Here is a 14475-nt window from a genome sequence, read left to right as displayed (position 1 = left end):
CGCTGCGGCCCGAGGCCGGAACGCTCCGCGCCTCGGGCCGCACGGGCTATCCCGGCCCTGAAGGACCGGGCTTGCGCCCGAATCAGGTGGGTCACGCGTCCACAGGGCGTTCACCCGTTGTCCTTGGAGGCGTAGCTCGGCGCCGTCGGAGGCGGTGATCCTCTCAAGGTTCCTGCGCTGGAGGCGGTGGACGTCCGTGCGCATCACCCGCAGGAGGAGTGTGACCGGCAGTGGCAGCCTGGTGGCCAGCTGGTCCGCCTGCCAGGCGAGGACGTCGGCACCGGGGCGTGCGGCGGCGGAGAGCAGGACCGCTCCGGCCACGTGGTCGTCGGCGGCGAGCCGTGCCGCGTACCAGGCGCCCTCGCTGTGTCCGATGACCAGGAGGGGCAGTCCGGCGGCCCGGTCGGCGAGCCAGGCGAGGGCCGCCTGGGCATCGGCGAGCCCGTCGCCCATCCCGCTTCGCAGGAAGTCCCCGCCGCTGCCGCCGACGCCGCGCTTGTCGTAGCGCAGTGTCGACACCCGGGCCTCGGTCAGGGCGTCCGCGACGGCACGGGTGACTCCGGTCCTGAGCATCGGCCCACCGGGCAGCCGTACGTCCGAATCGCGGTTCACCTTGCCGGATCCGGGGATCAACAGCGCGGCGGCGACCGGGTCGGCTGCCTCGGTGAACGTCCCGGCCAGTGAACAGTCGTTGCTGCTGATGCGTACCGCCTCAGCTGTCATGATCCCCTCCGTTGTTTCCTCGTGGTCGCCGATGCCGTCATCGCGGGCAACGGCGTGAAACCGCGCGCGGGGGGAGTCACCTCGACAGGGCGTGCTCGACGAGCGCCACGGTCGCCCGCGGGTCGCTGACCTGGATCACGAGGCGGGCGTACCGCTCGTCGGCCAGTTGGATGACCACGGCCTTCGCCGGGTCGCGGACGTCCCAGAAGATCCGTTCGCCGTCGATGTGGAAGGTGCCGGCGGTCACGACGCCCGGAACGCGGGTGCCGGGCGCCCGGAGCCCCTTGGGCTCCTTGGCGATCCCGGGGTCCTCGGTGGCGCCGCGCACGTGGGCCAGCGGAATGGTCAGGCGGCTCTTGAGCGCCCAGAGTTTGTCCAGTCCCTCGATCTCCACGATCAGGTTGCCGCCGTCGACGCTGACATGTGCCATGGTGTGTCCTTCGCAGTGGGTGGGTGTCTCAGGAGCGGCCGAGGTGCTGCGCGAGAGCGGCGCCGGAGCGGATGTCGTCCCCGTCGGCCGTCCCGGACCTGGACCGGGTGCGCAGCCCGATGAGCAGGGCAGTGGCCGCCAGGGGGAGGCTGGGGGCGTCGTCGTCCCCTCCCCCGGGGGCCGCTGTGGCGACCGCGCGGTCCAGGGCGGTGAACGCCTCGCCGACCAGTCGTGCCACCTCGGCGTCCACGGGTGCCCGTTCGACTGCCGCCAGCAGGAGCATGTCGAGGTCCGTTCCGGTGACCGCGTCAGCGAGGACCTGCTGCGTCCCCTCCGCGCGGCCGCCCGTTTCGGCGATCCGTGCCGCCAGCCCGGCGACTTGATGCTCCACCGTCCACTTCAGGGCGGTGAGGTAGAGCCCGCGTTTGCTCCCGAACGTCTTGTACAGGCTGTTCCGGTGCACACCGAGGTGTGCCACCAGGTCGTCCACTGATGTGCCGTCATAGGTCCGGACGGCGAACAGCTTCGCCGCGGACCGGACCACGTCGGCCTCATCGAATCCTCTCGGTCGTCCCATGGGAGGACCGTATTCAATTGAGGAACAGTTAGTCAAGAACGATCGTTCCTTTTCTGTCCGGGCGTCGCGCCCGGCAGGGAAGAGCAGAAGCGGAGCGTGGCCGGCCCAGATCTGAGTACTCGTGCTCAGGTCCGCAGGACTGCACGCCAGTAGCGTCGTGATCAGGACCGCAAGCAGATCAGCCGACACGGGGGACGACACGAATGCAGACCAGTGACCGCACCACGACCCGCAGGTGGCCGGTCGTCCTCGGCATGGTGCTCCCCCTCCTCCTGATCGGCACGGTCGCGACCGGGGCGTGGGCCTGGGACCACGGTCACGGGCCGATCGCACGGCACGACAAGCCCGGGACGGACGCCAGGAAGGCCCGGGACAGCATCCAGCGAGCCCTCGAAGGCTCCGTCGGCGCCATCACCCCGCAGGTCGCGCACTCCGACGGCTGGTACTGGGTGGTCCGCGACCCGGACCACTGGGACGGCGAGCCGATGCCGACCTCCACCGTCTACCGCATGTGGTCGCTCCAGGCCCGGATCGACCGGTCGAAGTACAAGGCCCTCGCCGACCAGCTCGCCCAGTACTGGACGGCGCACGGCTACACGGTGGGCAAGTTCCAGAACTTCGTCGGCGCCAACACCGACACCTTCCCGACCGACGAGCGCCAGATCTCCGCGACCTCGCCCGACGGCGTTCTCGTCACCCTGGAGATGGACACGCCGGGGGTGAGCCTCCAGGCCTCCATGGACGGAGTCCACTACGCGGGCACCGAGGTGTACGGCAAGAACCCGGCCCGGCCCGGCCAACGGTTGGACGACTACTGGCACCAGCTGACCGTGGTGCCCCCGACCGCCGACGACCCGTACTGGTCACACCGCTGACGACCGGCCCGAGGGACCGCGTGTCGAGCCGCATTCCGGTGCGGTCCCCGGCTGTCTTCCCGCCGATCGAGCCCCGGCACCGGGCCCGCCCCCGAGCCGGGTTGCGCCGGCTTCTCGCCCGGCCTCATCGCAACGTCGGCCCTTGCCGCCCGACGGCGGGGCTGCGCCGGAACACGCCGGGAGGCCCACCGGGGTGCTGCTGCGGCCCGTCCGGGCGGTGCTCGTCCGACGGCAGCAGGCGGACGGCTACGCGGCTCACCTCAGGTCCCTGCGTGCACCACGCGTCGCTACGCTCGGTGGCATGACGGTAGTCATCGCGGGCGGTCACGGCAGGGTCGCCCTGCTCGTCTCCCGCCTGCTGTCCGAACGGGGCCTGAAGGTGCACGGCCTCGTCCGGCGCCCCGAGCACGCCGACGGCGTCCGTGCCGCAGGAGCGCGGCCCATCGTCGCGGACCTCGCGACGGCCGGCCCCGACCGCCTCGCGGCACTGATCGCCGAAGCGGGCGACGTCCGGGCGGTCCTCTACGCCGCAGGAGCAGGACTCGGCAATGCCCCCGGGCAGCCCAACCCGGTCGACCACGACGCGATCATCGCTTTCGCCGACGCGGCCCAGACCGCCGGGGTGCGCCGCTTCGTCATGCTCTCGGCGATGGGGGCGAGTCCGACCAGGTCCTACCCGGCCGACCCGCTCGTGGAGACCTTCCTGCGCGCACGGGGCAGGGCCGACGAGAACCTGCTCGCCCGCGGCGCCCTGAACTGCACGGTGGTACGGCCGGCCTGGTTCCGCGACGGTCCCGGCACCGGCAGGGTGCGCCTCGCCGGCAGCACCGGTCCGGGCGAGATCGACCGGGCCGACGCCGCCGCCGTCCTCACCGCCCTGCTGGCCGTGCCCGCCACCGACCCGCCGCTTCTGGAACTCGTCACCGGTTCCACTCCCGTGGCCGAGGCCGTCGCCCGGCTCACCCCGTCCACTCAGAACCCGGCCTGAGGCGGGCCGCGCCGAGTGCACCTGCGGCTGGGCCCTGGAGATCCGGCTAGCCGCCGGTGCTCGCGCGAGGCCAAACGACGGGATCAGACGGTGAGGACGAGCTTGCCCTGGAGGTGACCGCCATCAAGCATCCGGTGCGCGTCGGCGACGCGCTCGAACGGGAACGTCTCCTGCACATGGACCCGGAGCCTGCCCTGTTCGACGAGTTCGACGAGACCGCGCAGGGCGACCGGATCGGGATCGACCGCGATGCCGCTGAAGCGCATGCCGGCCGCCTCGTACGTGGCGATGAGCTCCGAATCCTCCTCGGCGACCGCCGTCACCAGGTGACCGCCCGGGCGGAGCACTTCGAGCGACCGCTCGACGGTGTCGCCGCCGATCGTGTCGAGCACGACGTCGATGTCGCGGACGGCCTCGGTGAAGTCGACCGCCGTGTAGTCGATCACCTCGTCGGCGCCGAACCCCTCGACGAACTTCCGCTTCCTCCCGCTGGCCGTCGTGATCACGTACGCGCCGAACGCTTTCGCGATCTGAATCGCGACGTGGCCGACCCCACCGCCACCGCCGTGGACCAGGACGCGGTTGCCCTCGGTCACGCCGCCGAGGTCGACGAGGCCCTGCCACGCCGTCAGCCCGACGAGCGGCAGCGCCGCCGCCTCGACGTGCGAGAGCGACGCCGGCTTGCGTACCAGGTGCACCGCCGGCGCCGACACCACCTCGGCGTACCCGCCGGCCGCCCGCGGGAACAGCGGCATCCCGAACACCTCGTCACCAGGCCTCAACCGCCACGTCTGCGGCCCCTCCTCGACCACCCCGCTGATGTCCCAGCCGAGGACGAACGGCGGCGGGCCGATCAGCGGGAACTCGCCGGCGCGCAGACGCGCCTCCAGCGGGTTCAGCCCGATCGCCTTGACGCGGACGAGAACCTCGGTCGGGAGGGGCACGGGCTCGGGCGCATCCACGAGGGTGAGCACCTCGGGACCGCCGAGCGTCTCCTGGGTAATGACTCGCATGACTCTCCTGGCTTCGGTTGAAGGGGATTGGAGGGGAGCAGAGAAGCCAGGCTATGAACTCGACAGGAACCAGCGGGTACCTTAGGCGCCATGAGCGGCTTCGGTCCCGGTGACCCCTTTCTCGCCGACTGTCCGGCGCGTCTGGCGGTCGAGCTCATCGCCGACAAGTGGACGGTGGTCGTGCTCTACGGCCTCAGCAAGGGCCCGGTCCGCCATGGCGAACTGGTCGGGCTGATCGGCGGCATCTCCCGCAAGATGCTCACCCAGACGCTCCGACGGCTCGAAGCGCACGGACTTGTCCGCCGCCACGCCTACGCCGAGGTGCCGCCCCGCGTCGAGTACGAGCTCACCCCGCTCGGGCAGACACTGATCGATCCGATCCACATGCTGACCGAGTGGGCGAGGGCGAACGGCGACGCAGTGCTCGATGCGCTCGACGCCGGTCCCGAGCCGGTCACCCGTAGCGGCTGAGGCGCCCGCCAGGGCACTGAGCATCCCCTCGGCCGCTCCTCGGTATAAGCCCGGCCGCGCCCGTTCCTGACCGCCGCTCGGCTCCTGCCCGGCCGGCTCCCGGGCCGGAAGGCCTGGTCGGCGGGGCCCGCGGCCGCCCGCTCACGCGGCATGACGACGCCCCGTCCGACGCGGGCGGCACCGTCCACGTCGGACCCGAGAACGGCGCGTCCGTACAGATGACGCTCCCGGTCGAGGCCCTGGGCCGAGGCTTCGACGGCTTCGCCGTCCAGCAACGCCTGATGGCGCCGACCGACTCGAACAAAACCGGGCCGACCGCCCGTGTCAGCCGATTGGACCGAGGGGGATGACCTGGTCGGTGACGGGGATCAGGCAGCGTTGCTCACTGCACGCGCCGAAGCCGACCACCGCCTCAGCCGGCCCCCCGTCGGATCGGCGGACCGGGAGAGTGACGGTGACCGCACCGTCGGGGTAGACCGGCAGTTCCACGCCGAGGCCCAAGGGGCTGACCGTACGCAGCGGACGATCGGCCCGGGCGACGCCGTCCGCGGCCAGGCCGCCGCGCACCGTCAGCCGGGTCGGCAGGCCGAGCCCGTCGACCCCGCCGGCCGGCAGGTCAACGCTGTACAGGTGGAACCCGGCCTGCTCGGGGGTGAAGGTGGCGCTGAGCAGTTGCCGGCCGCCCTCCCCGGCCTCAAGCCGCACGGCGACTGTGACCCCACCGCCGCTGTAGCTGGCGGCGGGGGCGGCCGCCGGCGCCGGGTCCGCGGCGCAGCCCGCCGCCCCGAGCAGCAGCAGTGTTGCGACCGCCGCCCCTGCGCGGGGCCGCCCAGCCGGACTCACTTCTGCGACCAGCGCTTGAGGTAGGTGGCGACCGTGTTCGCGGTCATGCTGCGGGCGTTGGAGAACGCGCCGTCGTTGCTCGCGGTGCGCACCGCGCCGTCCGGGGAGAGCACCACCAGCGCGGGAATGCCGCTGAGCTGGAGGTCCACGTACTGGGCCGCCAGGTCGAGGTTGTGGTCGAACCTGCCCACGTCCACGGCCACCACCCGGTAGTCGTCCCGCAGTAGCGGGGCGACCTGCTCTGAGCGGAACAGCTTGTCGAGCACCTTGCAGTCGGGGCACCAGTTGGCCCCGAAGTCGATCAGCACCGGCCGCTGATCGTCGGCCGACAGGGCGAGCGCCGCCTTCAGATCGGCCGCGGCGTCCCGGTTCGGGTCGTACCCGTCCGGCAGCTTCCCGGCCCCGGCGCCGGCACTCGCCGAGCCCGTCGGCGCGGAACTCGCGGGCGCAGCAACTGCGGTGGCCGTCCCGGTCGGCGCAGCAGTAGGGGGCGTCCCGGTTGCGTCAGCGGCCCCGCCCGTGGCGCTGCCGCCCGAGCCGCAGCCCGCGGTGAGTACGGTCGCCAGGACAGCACTGGCAAGCAGAGCGCGGCGCTGCCGCATGAGTTCCCCCCGATGTCGATCACTGACCCAGGGAGGATAGCGGGGCCACAGCCTCCGGCGGTGCCGTCCCCCTGTTCGGCACGCCGCCGCCGTAGCGCCGCCCACCGGGGCGTCGATCCCGCCGCGACGAGGCACTCCGCGGCCGAGGAGGGGCTGGCCGCCGTCCTGGGCGCCGCCCTGGGCGGCGGCGCCGGCGAGGCAGGGCGGGCGCGCGGAGCCCACGCTGCCACCAGAGGGTGGCGGATCCGAAAGCCCGAGAGCGAGGACTCCTACATCGAGCGCCTGGCACCGGCTACGTCACCGGGATCGGGTTCGTCGTGGATGGTCAGTGCTCCGGCGAGGTCGAGGTCGTCGGCGGTGCCGTGTGCCCCGGCCCGGACGAGCAGCACTGCGCCGAGCGCGGTGCTCCAGAACGTCCTGGCTTCCACGTTGAGCGGTCGACGGGTCCTCCAGCCGCGACTGTCGACGAGTTGGCTCACGAAACGCTCGGACTGCCGGAACAGCAACTGGAGGTGCCGGTCGACCACGGAGGCGAGTTCGGGCTTGGAGATCCCGGCGGCGAGCGCTCGCGTGACCGACGGGAGGGAGGGCATGGCCAGTACGGCGCGGGCGATGTTGCGCCGGAACGTCGCCGCATCGGGGGCTTGGCGACCGATGCGTTCGATCCGTCGGGCGTCGTGCAGCAGGCCGAGGAAGGCGGCGTGCACGAGGAGCGAGTCCTTGGAGCCGAAGTGGTAGGTGACCTGATTGGGGAAGACGCCTGCCGCGTTCGCGATCTCCGCGACGCTCACGTCAGCGCCGGGCCGTTCCTTGCAGAGCCGTGCGGTTGCCTCGATCAGCCGACGTCTCGTCGCGCGACCGCGGTCACGCGACCGAGCCGGCGTTGATCGATCCTCGGTTCGCTTCTTCTCCACAACGAAATTGTATGTGATACAACAGGGGCGTTCGTTTGTATCGCATACAAGAAAGGTTGAGGGGCATGCACAGGACTGAAGTCGTCGTGACCGGACTCGGCGCGATCACACCGCTCGGGGCAGACGTGGCGTCCACCTGGGAGGCCCTGCTCGCCGGCGAGTCGGGCATCCGCGGGGGCGTCCTGCGCGGCCACGAGGACGTCCGTCTTCCCGACACCGTCGCGGGGACGATGGTGATCGACCCCGCCGAGTTGCTGCCGCCGGTACAGGCCAGGCGGCTCGACCGCTCGCAGCAGGCGGCCTTCATCGCGGCGGCCGAAGCCTGGGCCGACGCCGGCGCCCCGGAGGTGGACCCGGACCGGCTCGCCTCGGCGATCGGCACGGGCATCGGCGGGATAGGGACGCTGCTGAAGGAGGACGACGTGCTGGAAGCGGCCGGGACCCGGCGCGTCTCGCCGCGCACGGTCCCGATGCTCATGCCCAATGCGGCGGCAGCGCTGATCAGCATCGAATACGGCGCACGGGCCGGCGTCTACACGCCCGTCTCGGCGTGCTCCTCCGGTGCCGAGGCGATCGCTTTGGGAGCCAGGCTCATTCGTGCCGGCGAGGCGGACGTGGTCATCGCGGGCGGGAGCGAGGCCGCGACCACCCCGATCACCGTCGCCAGCTTCGCCCAGGCACAGGCACTGTCGAGGCACACCGCCGAACCCGCCTCGGCGTCACGGCCGTTCGCCGCCGACCGCAGCGGATTCGTCCTCAGCGAAGGCGCCGCTGTCATGGTGCTCGAAAGCGCCGAGCACGCCGGCGCCCGAGGCGCGCGCGTCCACGCGGTGCTCGCGGGCGCCGGCATCGCCGCCGACGCCCACCACATCACGGCGCCCGCCCCCGACGGCGCCGGTCAGATCTCCGCCATGCGCAAGGCCCTCGCGCAAGCCGGTCTGGCTCCCGAGCGGATCAGCCACATCAACGCCCACGCCACCGGAACTCCGGTCGGCGACGTCGCCGAGGCACGCGCGATCAGGGAGGTCTTCGGCCGCGCCACCGTGACGGCGCCCAAGGCCGCGCTCGGTCATCTCTTCGGCGCGGCCGGCGCGATCGAAGCACTCATCGCCGTCCTCAGTGTGGAGCACGGTGTCATCCCACCGACCCGCAACCTCACCGAGGCCGGCGTCGGTCCCGACATCGACCTCGATGTCGTCGCAGAGCGGCGAGACGTCCCCCAGGAGGCCGTGCTCACCAACTCCTTCGGCTTCGGGGGGCAGAACGTGTCGCTCATCGTCACCGGCACGCGGCACCACGCGTCCCGTACGGCCTGACGACACATGACCGACGCGGACGCACCGTAGAACCGGCGACACGGCGACACGGCGACACGGTGACACGGCGAAATGGCGAAAGGGCTCCGGGAGAACAGAGCCGAGAAGCCTGCCGCCGACCGGATTTCGTTGCCCGGTCCGGCCGGCGGATCACCAAGCGCTGACCGGGGTCGACCGGCCCCTCCCCCGAGCGGGCCGGTCGACCCCGGTGGTCCGGGTGCCGGACGGATCAGATGGCGGGCGGCGGCAGGTGGCGCAGCCGGCTGACGGGGGAGACGGCCAGCGGGACGAGCATCAGGGCCGAGCCGACGGCGATCGCGGCGAGGCCCTCGCGCAGTCCCAGCGCTCCGCCGATGACGCCGCCGAGCAGGCCACCCAGCGAGCCGCCGCCGAACAGCAGGGTCCGGAAGGCCGCGTTCATCCGGCCCATCAGCGGCTTGGGCGTCAGCGTCTGGCGCAGGCTGACCATCACCACGCCGGCCACGCCGAGGCCCAGGTAGCTGATGAAGAACGAGCCGACAAACAGGGCCGTCATCACCGGCTTGGAGGCGTCCGCGAACGGGAGCAGAAGGGGGCTGGTGAAGATCGCCGTCATCGACACCGCGTAGACCGTGCCCAGGCGGAACCGCTTGACGATCCGTCCGGACAGGGCCGCGCCGACCAGGCCGCCGACCGAGGACGCGGAGAAGACGACGCCGATCGCGGTGGGTGTCAGCCCCTGGTCGCGCACCGCGTAGAGCACGAACACCGTCCACACCGAGACCATCGAGAAGTTGCAGAACGGCGCCAGCAGGGCGAGCGGGCGCAGGACGCGGTCGCCGAAGACCCAGCGCAGCCCCTCGGCCAGTTCCCGCCCGAGGTTGCGTCCCTGCGCGGGCACCTCGGGGTGCGGCTCGGGCGTGCGGATCAGCAGCAGTGTCACGAGTGAGACCAGGTAGGAGAAGGCGTCCACCAGCAGCGCGACCGGCGCGCTCAGGGCGCCGACCAGTACGCCCGCCAGGCCCGGTCCGGCGACGTCGGCGGTGGAGGAGGTGACGCCGAGCTTCTGGTTGGCCTCGACGTAGCGCTGCGGATCCTTCACCAGGGTCGGGACGAAGGACATCCAGCTGACGTCGAACAGGACGGAGAAGACGCCGATCGCACAGGCGAGCGTGAGCAGCACCGGCAGATCGAGGTGGTGGGTGACGGCCAGCAGCGGGATCAGGCCGATGAGCACCATCCTGGCGCCGTTGGCCAGCAGCATGACGCGCCGGCGCCGCATCCGGTCGACCAGGACGCCGAACACCAGGGCCAGGGCGAGGTACGGGACGAGCTGGAGGAAGCGCAGCAGTCCGACCTGCTCCGGGGTGGCGCCGAAGGAGATCACGGCGGTGAGCGGAAGGGCGAGGGTGGTGACCTGGGTGCCGAGCAGGGAGAGCGACTCGCCGGACCAGAACTTGAGGAAGTCCCGGTTCCGCCACAGCGAGGCCTCAGCCGGAGCCGGCGGCTGCTCGTCCGCCGCACGGCTCTGCGTCTGCGGGCCGGGCTCGGTCACTGTCGCGGTCATGCGTGGTCCCCCCAAGTCGTTTCTGACGGTTGCTGCGTCGGCAACCGTTAGAATCATGGCAGCAGGACCTAATGGTTGCAAGTGGTAGCTATCATTAGGTCATGGTTTCCTCCACCGCTTCGAAGGCCCCGGCCGGGTCCGCCCCGCCGCTCGCCGTCAGGTTCGCGAACACGCTGGTCGCCACCCGCGGCAAGGTCCGCGACACCCTCAACGCCCCGGACGATCTCACCGCCTGGCTCGCCGTCAACGCCGATGCGGCCGGCGCGGGCGCCCCCGGGGCGGCGGTAGGCGAGGCCGACCTGGCGCAGTTCCGGGCGCTGCGCGATGCGATCCGCGCCGTCCTGCACGCCTTCGTCGACGGCGAGCCGGCGCCCGCCGCCGACGTCGAACGGATCAACGAGGCGTCGGCCGCGGCCCCGCACTGGCCGGTCCTCGCCGCCGACGCCACGGGGTACGCCGTCAGCCGGCGCACCGACCGCGCCCCCGTCCCGGCCGCGCTCGGCGCCCTGGCCCACGACACCGCCGCCCTGCTCACCGGCCCGCTCGCCGCCGACCTGCGGGCTTGTCACGGCCCGGGCTGCGTCCAGTTCTTCGTCAAGGACCACCCGCGCCGCCAGTGGTGCGGCTCGGGCTGCGGCAACCGCGCCCGCGCCGCCCGCCACTACCACCGCCAGCGCGGCCACTCGGCGTAGCGCACGCGAACGGCCCGTTGCGCGGGCCAGGTAGGCCTCCGGGTCGTGCAGGGCCCTCCCGGAACACGGCTACGGCCCTCCCGGGCGTCCGGGAGGGCCTCAGGGCGGCCTGCGCCACCCGCCACGAGGACGGAGGTCAGGCGGCGGCGGTGGGAAGTCCGGCCTCGACCCAGTCCTGGATGCCCTCCCGGTACTTGCGCACGTTGGTGTAGCCGAGGGCGATGAGCCGGTCGGCGACCTGTCCGCTGTTGGGGCACGCAGGGTTGGAGCAGTAGGTGACGATCGCGGCGTCGCGATCGGGGAGCACGGTGGCCGCCTGGGCGTCGACGTCGGCCAGGACCAGCGCCACAGCGCCGGGCAGGTGCTGTTGGGCGTAGTACTCGCCGCCGAGGGCATCCACGACGGTCACGGTGCCGCCTTCTATCGCCGCCGCCAGCTCGTCGCGGGTGATGAGGGGGGTCATGCCACTACCTCCAAGGGAATCGGACTACAGTCCACTTATGACTCACGACGATAACGGACTGCGGTCCGGTTCTGCAATGCCGATTCCGCTGGAACTGCTGCGGACGACGCCGCCCAAGGAGCGGGCGGACGCGGCCCGGAACCGGGCCGCGGTGCTGGAGGCGGCCGCCAGGCTGTTCGCCCAGCACGGCGTCGAGGCGGTGTCCATGGATCAGGTCGCCGCAGCCGCCGGCGTCGGCAAGGGGACCCTCTTCCGCCGGTTCGGAGACAAGTCCGGGCTGGCCACCGCGCTCCTGGACGCCCGCGAGCGCGTGCTGCAGGAAGCGGTCCTGCACGGCCCTCCCCCGCTCGGCCCCGGGGCTCCGGCCGACGAACGCCTCACCGCGTTCGTCAACGCCTACTTCGACTACCTGCTGGAACACCTGGCGCTGGTCCGGATGTCCGAGACCTCCAGCCCCGGAGCCCGGTACAGGATCGGGGCCTACCGGTTCTGGCACCGACACGTGGCGATCCTGCTCGCCGGCACACCCGACCCCGACGACACCGCCCACGCCCTGCTCGCCGCCCTGGGAGCCGAGCACGTCGCCGCCCTCCTGCCGGAACTCGGCGAACAGCGGATGCGCGCCGGCCTGCTCCGCCTCGTCCGGGCCGTGACGTAACAACCACCCCGCCGGCCGGGGACCTCGACCGACTCCTCGACGGCGCAGTTCATCGCACCCGACCGGTACCCGCGATCAGCGCACTGGCAGGGCGCGGCGGGGTAGCGGGGTTCCGCTTCCGCCGTTCGGCCACCGCTCCCTGGCCTATCCTGTGTCCGTGAGAGAGGCGCACACCCCGCCCGTGGCGGCGGGGACTCCCCGGCGGGTCATGCCGGGCCGGAAGGGCAACGCCCTGCACCGAGCCATCAGAATCGTTCTGGTGGGCGCGGTGGTGGTTGTCGCGGCGGCGCCTCTCGTCATGCTCGCGTTGTCCCGACTGCCTGCGGAACGCGCCTTCCAGGAGTGCGCGGAGCAGCCGGACGTGTCCCAGTGCCATGACCCGCTCACCTCCTGGCTCCCGTAGCAGTGCTGCTGGTAGGGGTGCGTGGACGGGTCAGGCCGGCCGGGTGTCGAGGCGGAGGCCGAATGCCAGGCGTCCCCATGGTTGCCGCCGGGTGGCCTGCGTCGGCCCCGGCGGCCCCGGCGGCCCCGGCGGCCCGCCAACGATGAGGTGTCAGGAGCCTGCGTTGCTGGTGTGGTTCAGGTCCGCACGGGACTGGAGGAACTTGAGGTACTTGGGGTCGTCCTCTTCGAAGATTTCGGATCCGCCACCCATGTAGGCCCTGATCAGCTCATCCGCAGCTCGGTCGTGGTCGCCCAGCTCGAAGGTGGTCTGGCCCAACCGAAGGTGGATGTACGGATTGCCGAGTCCGTCAGGGCACTGAACGGCGTTGTGGAAGCACTTGTAGGCCTTGTCGTGAACACCGCATCGGAAGTGCACGTCTCCGATCGCGACGTATATCCAGGTCGAGGCCGCCCAGTCACGGGGATCGCCCGGCAGCAGCTGGAGGGCTTCGATGTAGCGGAGCTTGGCCTCGTCGAACTCTCCCATTCCGGTCAGGGCGTCACCCTCCTGACACAGTTCGGTGATCTCGGCGTGGACCTCGTCGGGCAGTTGCACGGCCGTCCCTTTCATGGCTCGGAGCTGCGCGTCATCGGGCTCCTGCGAAGCCTAGTGCCGCATCAGGCAGGGTTTGTCCGGTCGTGACGTATCGCCCGGTTGCCATGCCGGCGGTATCGGGCCGTCAGAATGATCGGCGGGAAAACATGCCCGGTGCACAGGCCGCCGCCGGCGGGGCGGTCGCACGGCCGTATATCGCTGGCGCGGGGCGGCACGCGCGACTAGGGTGCGGCGCGCGGAAGCGACGAGGTGACGGGGGTTCGAGCATTTTGGCAGGGCATGTGCGGCCGGCTGTGCCGGCAGACGTGGCGGGTCTCGCGGTGGTCGAGACCACCTCCTGGCGGGCGGCCTTCGCCGGGTTGCTGCCCGCGGAGTACCTGGCCGGGCTGGACGTCGATCGGATCAGCAACTCCTGGAAGGAGAAGCTGGCCGGCGCGAACTGGCCTTCCTCCGGAACGCTGGTGGCCGAGGCGGCAGTCGACGGTGAGGTCCGGCCGGTCGGATACTCGCGGTTCTATCCGACCGAGGACCTGGACGACGACCCTGCGACCGTGTCGATGATCGGCGCCCTCTACACGCTGCCCGAGGTGTGGGGTACCGGGATCGGCAAGACCTTGATGGCGCGGACACTGACGACCATGGCCGAGGCGGGGTTCAGGTCGGCGTCGCTGTGGGTCCTTGAGGACAACCTGCGTGCCCGGTCCTTCTACCAGGGCCAGGGCTGGACGCACGACGGCACCGTGCTGCGCGAATCCGGCGACGGGGTGCCGATCACCAAATTCCGCTACCGCCGTGACCTGCCGGTCGGCTGAAGCAGCGGCGCGCGCCTTCCGGGCTCCCTTGCGGGACCCACGGTGGTCACCAGGAGAAAGCCACCGGGTGACGGTCTCACGGCTGTCCGGCGGTTCTGCTCAGCGGGTACGGCTGCCAGTCGTCGCGGCTGACGGTGGCGTTCCCCGCGAGGCGCCAGGAGCGGGTGTGGCGCGCCGTCCGCCAGGTCGCCGACGAGTGCCGGGCGTTCTCGATCCATCCGGCGAGTTCGGGAAGGGCATACCGCCACAGGGCACTGCGGGCGGCTTCACCGTCGGCGGCCGGGAGCGGGAAGACGCTGATCCGCACGCTGGACCGCGGGACCAGGTAGGCACCGCCGCTCTCGTGGACGGAACGGGCCGGTATCCACTCGACCTGCAGCAGCGTCCGGTCGGCCCTCGGGCGGTCGCTGAAGCACAGGTTGTCGGCATCGGGCGTCAGCGGTCCGAGGGCTCTGCAGATGTCTGCCGGGGCGAGCGGCCATGACGATGGGCGCGGCGGGCGGGAATGATCGGCTGGCACGCGCCCGAGGATGACAGACGCCCTGGTCGCGG

Annotated in this window: 18 protein-coding genes; 7 read left to right on the top strand and 11 right to left on the bottom strand. The window is 71.8% G+C overall.

What is annotated here, in order from left to right:
- The 3 genes from ACZ6Z8_RS29720 to ACZ6Z8_RS29710 all read right to left on the bottom strand — a co-directional run.
- Positions 1-723 (bottom strand): serine aminopeptidase domain-containing protein (locus ACZ6Z8_RS29720; protein ID WP_465613110.1); only part of this gene is annotated, 723 nt, incomplete at its 3' end.
- Positions 724-799: 76 nt separating this feature from the next.
- The gene (locus tag ACZ6Z8_RS29715) at positions 800-1153 is read right to left on the bottom strand and encodes a hypothetical protein (protein WP_465613109.1); all 354 of its coding nucleotides are present in this window, start codon (positions 1151-1153) and stop codon (positions 800-802) included.
- 28 nt (positions 1154-1181) lie between these two features.
- Complete coding sequence (locus ACZ6Z8_RS29710; RefSeq protein ID WP_465613108.1) at positions 1182-1730, bottom strand: TetR/AcrR family transcriptional regulator; 549 nt, start codon at positions 1728-1730, stop codon at positions 1182-1184.
- A 203-nt stretch (positions 1731-1933) separates the two neighbouring features.
- On the opposite strand from ACZ6Z8_RS29710, the gene ACZ6Z8_RS29705 reads away from it, so the two are divergent.
- On the top strand, positions 1934-2605 hold the full coding sequence (locus tag ACZ6Z8_RS29705; protein WP_465613107.1) for a hypothetical protein: 672 nt from the start codon (positions 1934-1936) through the stop codon (positions 2603-2605).
- Between the two features lie 301 nt (positions 2606-2906).
- Positions 2907-3593, top strand: coding sequence for an NAD(P)H-binding protein (locus ACZ6Z8_RS29700; protein ID WP_465613106.1), 687 nt, complete (start codon positions 2907-2909; stop codon positions 3591-3593).
- Between the two features lie 83 nt (positions 3594-3676).
- Here the strand turns inward: ACZ6Z8_RS29700 and ACZ6Z8_RS29695 are convergent, their stop codons facing one another.
- A complete protein-coding gene (locus ACZ6Z8_RS29695; protein ID WP_465613105.1) occupies positions 3677-4606 on the bottom strand; it encodes an NADP-dependent oxidoreductase in 930 nt (309 codons plus the stop codon).
- A gap of 90 nt (positions 4607-4696) precedes the next feature.
- Here ACZ6Z8_RS29695 and ACZ6Z8_RS29690 point away from each other — a divergent pair, with 90 nt between their 5' ends.
- Positions 4697-5077 (top strand): winged helix-turn-helix transcriptional regulator, encoded by a 381-nt coding sequence (locus ACZ6Z8_RS29690; protein WP_465613104.1) that lies wholly within the window; start codon positions 4697-4699, stop codon positions 5075-5077.
- A gap of 324 nt (positions 5078-5401) precedes the next feature.
- On the opposite strand, the gene ACZ6Z8_RS29685 is transcribed toward ACZ6Z8_RS29690, so the two are convergent.
- From ACZ6Z8_RS29685 to ACZ6Z8_RS29675, 3 genes are all read right to left on the bottom strand, one after another.
- On the bottom strand, positions 5402-5920 hold the full coding sequence (locus ACZ6Z8_RS29685) for a hypothetical protein (RefSeq protein WP_465613103.1): 519 nt from the start codon (positions 5918-5920) through the stop codon (positions 5402-5404).
- On the bottom strand, positions 5917-6522 hold the full coding sequence (locus ACZ6Z8_RS29680; protein ID WP_465613102.1) for a thioredoxin family protein: 606 nt from the start codon (positions 6520-6522) through the stop codon (positions 5917-5919). Before ACZ6Z8_RS29680 ends, ACZ6Z8_RS29685 begins: the two co-directional genes overlap by 4 nt.
- Before the next feature lie 269 nt (positions 6523-6791).
- Positions 6792-7436, bottom strand: a complete 645-nt coding sequence (locus ACZ6Z8_RS29675) for a TetR/AcrR family transcriptional regulator (RefSeq protein ID WP_465613101.1) — start codon at positions 7434-7436, stop codon at positions 6792-6794.
- A 65-nt stretch (positions 7437-7501) separates the two neighbouring features.
- Between ACZ6Z8_RS29675 and ACZ6Z8_RS29670 the strand changes: the two genes are divergently transcribed.
- Positions 7502-8752, top strand: a complete 1251-nt coding sequence (locus ACZ6Z8_RS29670) for a beta-ketoacyl-[acyl-carrier-protein] synthase family protein (RefSeq protein ID WP_465613099.1) — start codon at positions 7502-7504, stop codon at positions 8750-8752.
- A gap of 229 nt (positions 8753-8981) precedes the next feature.
- On the opposite strand, the gene ACZ6Z8_RS29665 is transcribed toward ACZ6Z8_RS29670, so the two are convergent.
- Positions 8982-10298 carry an MFS transporter gene (locus tag ACZ6Z8_RS29665; RefSeq protein ID WP_465613098.1) on the bottom strand — a complete coding sequence of 439 codons (1317 nt, stop codon included), beginning with the start codon at positions 10296-10298 and terminating at the stop codon, positions 8982-8984.
- Positions 10299-10399: 101 nt separating this feature from the next.
- Here ACZ6Z8_RS29665 and ACZ6Z8_RS29660 point away from each other — a divergent pair, with 101 nt between their 5' ends.
- The gene (locus ACZ6Z8_RS29660; RefSeq protein WP_465613097.1) at positions 10400-10990 is read left to right on the top strand and encodes a CGNR zinc finger domain-containing protein; all 591 of its coding nucleotides are present in this window, start codon (positions 10400-10402) and stop codon (positions 10988-10990) included.
- Between the two features lie 136 nt (positions 10991-11126).
- Here the strand turns inward: ACZ6Z8_RS29660 and ACZ6Z8_RS29655 are convergent, their stop codons facing one another.
- Positions 11127-11453 (bottom strand): rhodanese-like domain-containing protein, encoded by a 327-nt coding sequence (locus tag ACZ6Z8_RS29655; protein ID WP_465613096.1) that lies wholly within the window; start codon positions 11451-11453, stop codon positions 11127-11129.
- 76 nt (positions 11454-11529) lie between these two features.
- Here ACZ6Z8_RS29655 and ACZ6Z8_RS29650 point away from each other — a divergent pair, with 76 nt between their 5' ends.
- A complete protein-coding gene (locus ACZ6Z8_RS29650; RefSeq protein ID WP_465613095.1) occupies positions 11530-12111 on the top strand; it encodes a TetR/AcrR family transcriptional regulator in 582 nt (193 codons plus the stop codon).
- 553 nt (positions 12112-12664) lie between these two features.
- On the opposite strand, the gene ACZ6Z8_RS29645 is transcribed toward ACZ6Z8_RS29650, so the two are convergent.
- Positions 12665-13111: a tetratricopeptide repeat protein gene (locus ACZ6Z8_RS29645; RefSeq protein ID WP_465613094.1), complete on the bottom strand. Its 447-nt coding sequence runs from the start codon at positions 13109-13111 to the stop codon at positions 12665-12667.
- 293 nt (positions 13112-13404) lie between these two features.
- Here ACZ6Z8_RS29645 and ACZ6Z8_RS29640 point away from each other — a divergent pair, with 293 nt between their 5' ends.
- Positions 13405-13923 (top strand): GNAT family N-acetyltransferase, encoded by a 519-nt coding sequence (locus ACZ6Z8_RS29640; RefSeq protein ID WP_465613093.1) that lies wholly within the window; start codon positions 13405-13407, stop codon positions 13921-13923.
- Between the two features lie 76 nt (positions 13924-13999).
- On the opposite strand, the gene ACZ6Z8_RS29635 is transcribed toward ACZ6Z8_RS29640, so the two are convergent.
- The gene (locus ACZ6Z8_RS29635) at positions 14000-14443 is read right to left on the bottom strand and encodes a hypothetical protein (RefSeq protein WP_465613092.1); all 444 of its coding nucleotides are present in this window, start codon (positions 14441-14443) and stop codon (positions 14000-14002) included.
- Positions 14444-14475: the final 32 nt, after the last annotated feature.

The sequence above is a fragment of the Kitasatospora sp. NPDC101108 genome (assembly GCF_055584725.1).
The sequence above is the reverse complement of the archived record's forward strand: the minus strand, read 5'-3'. Positions and strand labels throughout refer to the sequence as shown.

Coding starts and splice junctions, on each gene's coding strand:
- ACZ6Z8_RS29705 (WP_465613107.1), top strand. CDS start 1,934: ATGCAGACCAGTGACCGCACCACGACCCGCAGGTGGCCGGTCGTCCTC.
- ACZ6Z8_RS29670 (WP_465613099.1), top strand. CDS start 7,502: ATGCACAGGACTGAAGTCGTCGTGACCGGACTCGGCGCGATCACACCG.
- ACZ6Z8_RS29660 (WP_465613097.1), top strand. CDS start 10,400: ATGGTTTCCTCCACCGCTTCGAAGGCCCCGGCCGGGTCCGCCCCGCCG.
- ACZ6Z8_RS29655 (WP_465613096.1), bottom strand. CDS start 11,453: ATGACCCCCCTCATCACCCGCGACGAGCTGGCGGCGGCGATAGAAGGC.
- ACZ6Z8_RS29695 (WP_465613105.1), bottom strand. CDS start 4,606: ATGCGAGTCATTACCCAGGAGACGCTCGGCGGTCCCGAGGTGCTCACC.
- ACZ6Z8_RS29665 (WP_465613098.1), bottom strand. CDS start 10,298: ATGACCGCGACAGTGACCGAGCCCGGCCCGCAGACGCAGAGCCGTGCG.
- ACZ6Z8_RS29700 (WP_465613106.1), top strand. CDS start 2,907: ATGACGGTAGTCATCGCGGGCGGTCACGGCAGGGTCGCCCTGCTCGTC.
- ACZ6Z8_RS29650 (WP_465613095.1), top strand. CDS start 11,530: ATGCCGATTCCGCTGGAACTGCTGCGGACGACGCCGCCCAAGGAGCGG.
- ACZ6Z8_RS29715 (WP_465613109.1), bottom strand. CDS start 1,153: ATGGCACATGTCAGCGTCGACGGCGGCAACCTGATCGTGGAGATCGAG.
- ACZ6Z8_RS29710 (WP_465613108.1), bottom strand. CDS start 1,730: ATGGGACGACCGAGAGGATTCGATGAGGCCGACGTGGTCCGGTCCGCG.
- ACZ6Z8_RS29680 (WP_465613102.1), bottom strand. CDS start 6,522: ATGCGGCAGCGCCGCGCTCTGCTTGCCAGTGCTGTCCTGGCGACCGTA.
- ACZ6Z8_RS29690 (WP_465613104.1), top strand. CDS start 4,697: ATGAGCGGCTTCGGTCCCGGTGACCCCTTTCTCGCCGACTGTCCGGCG.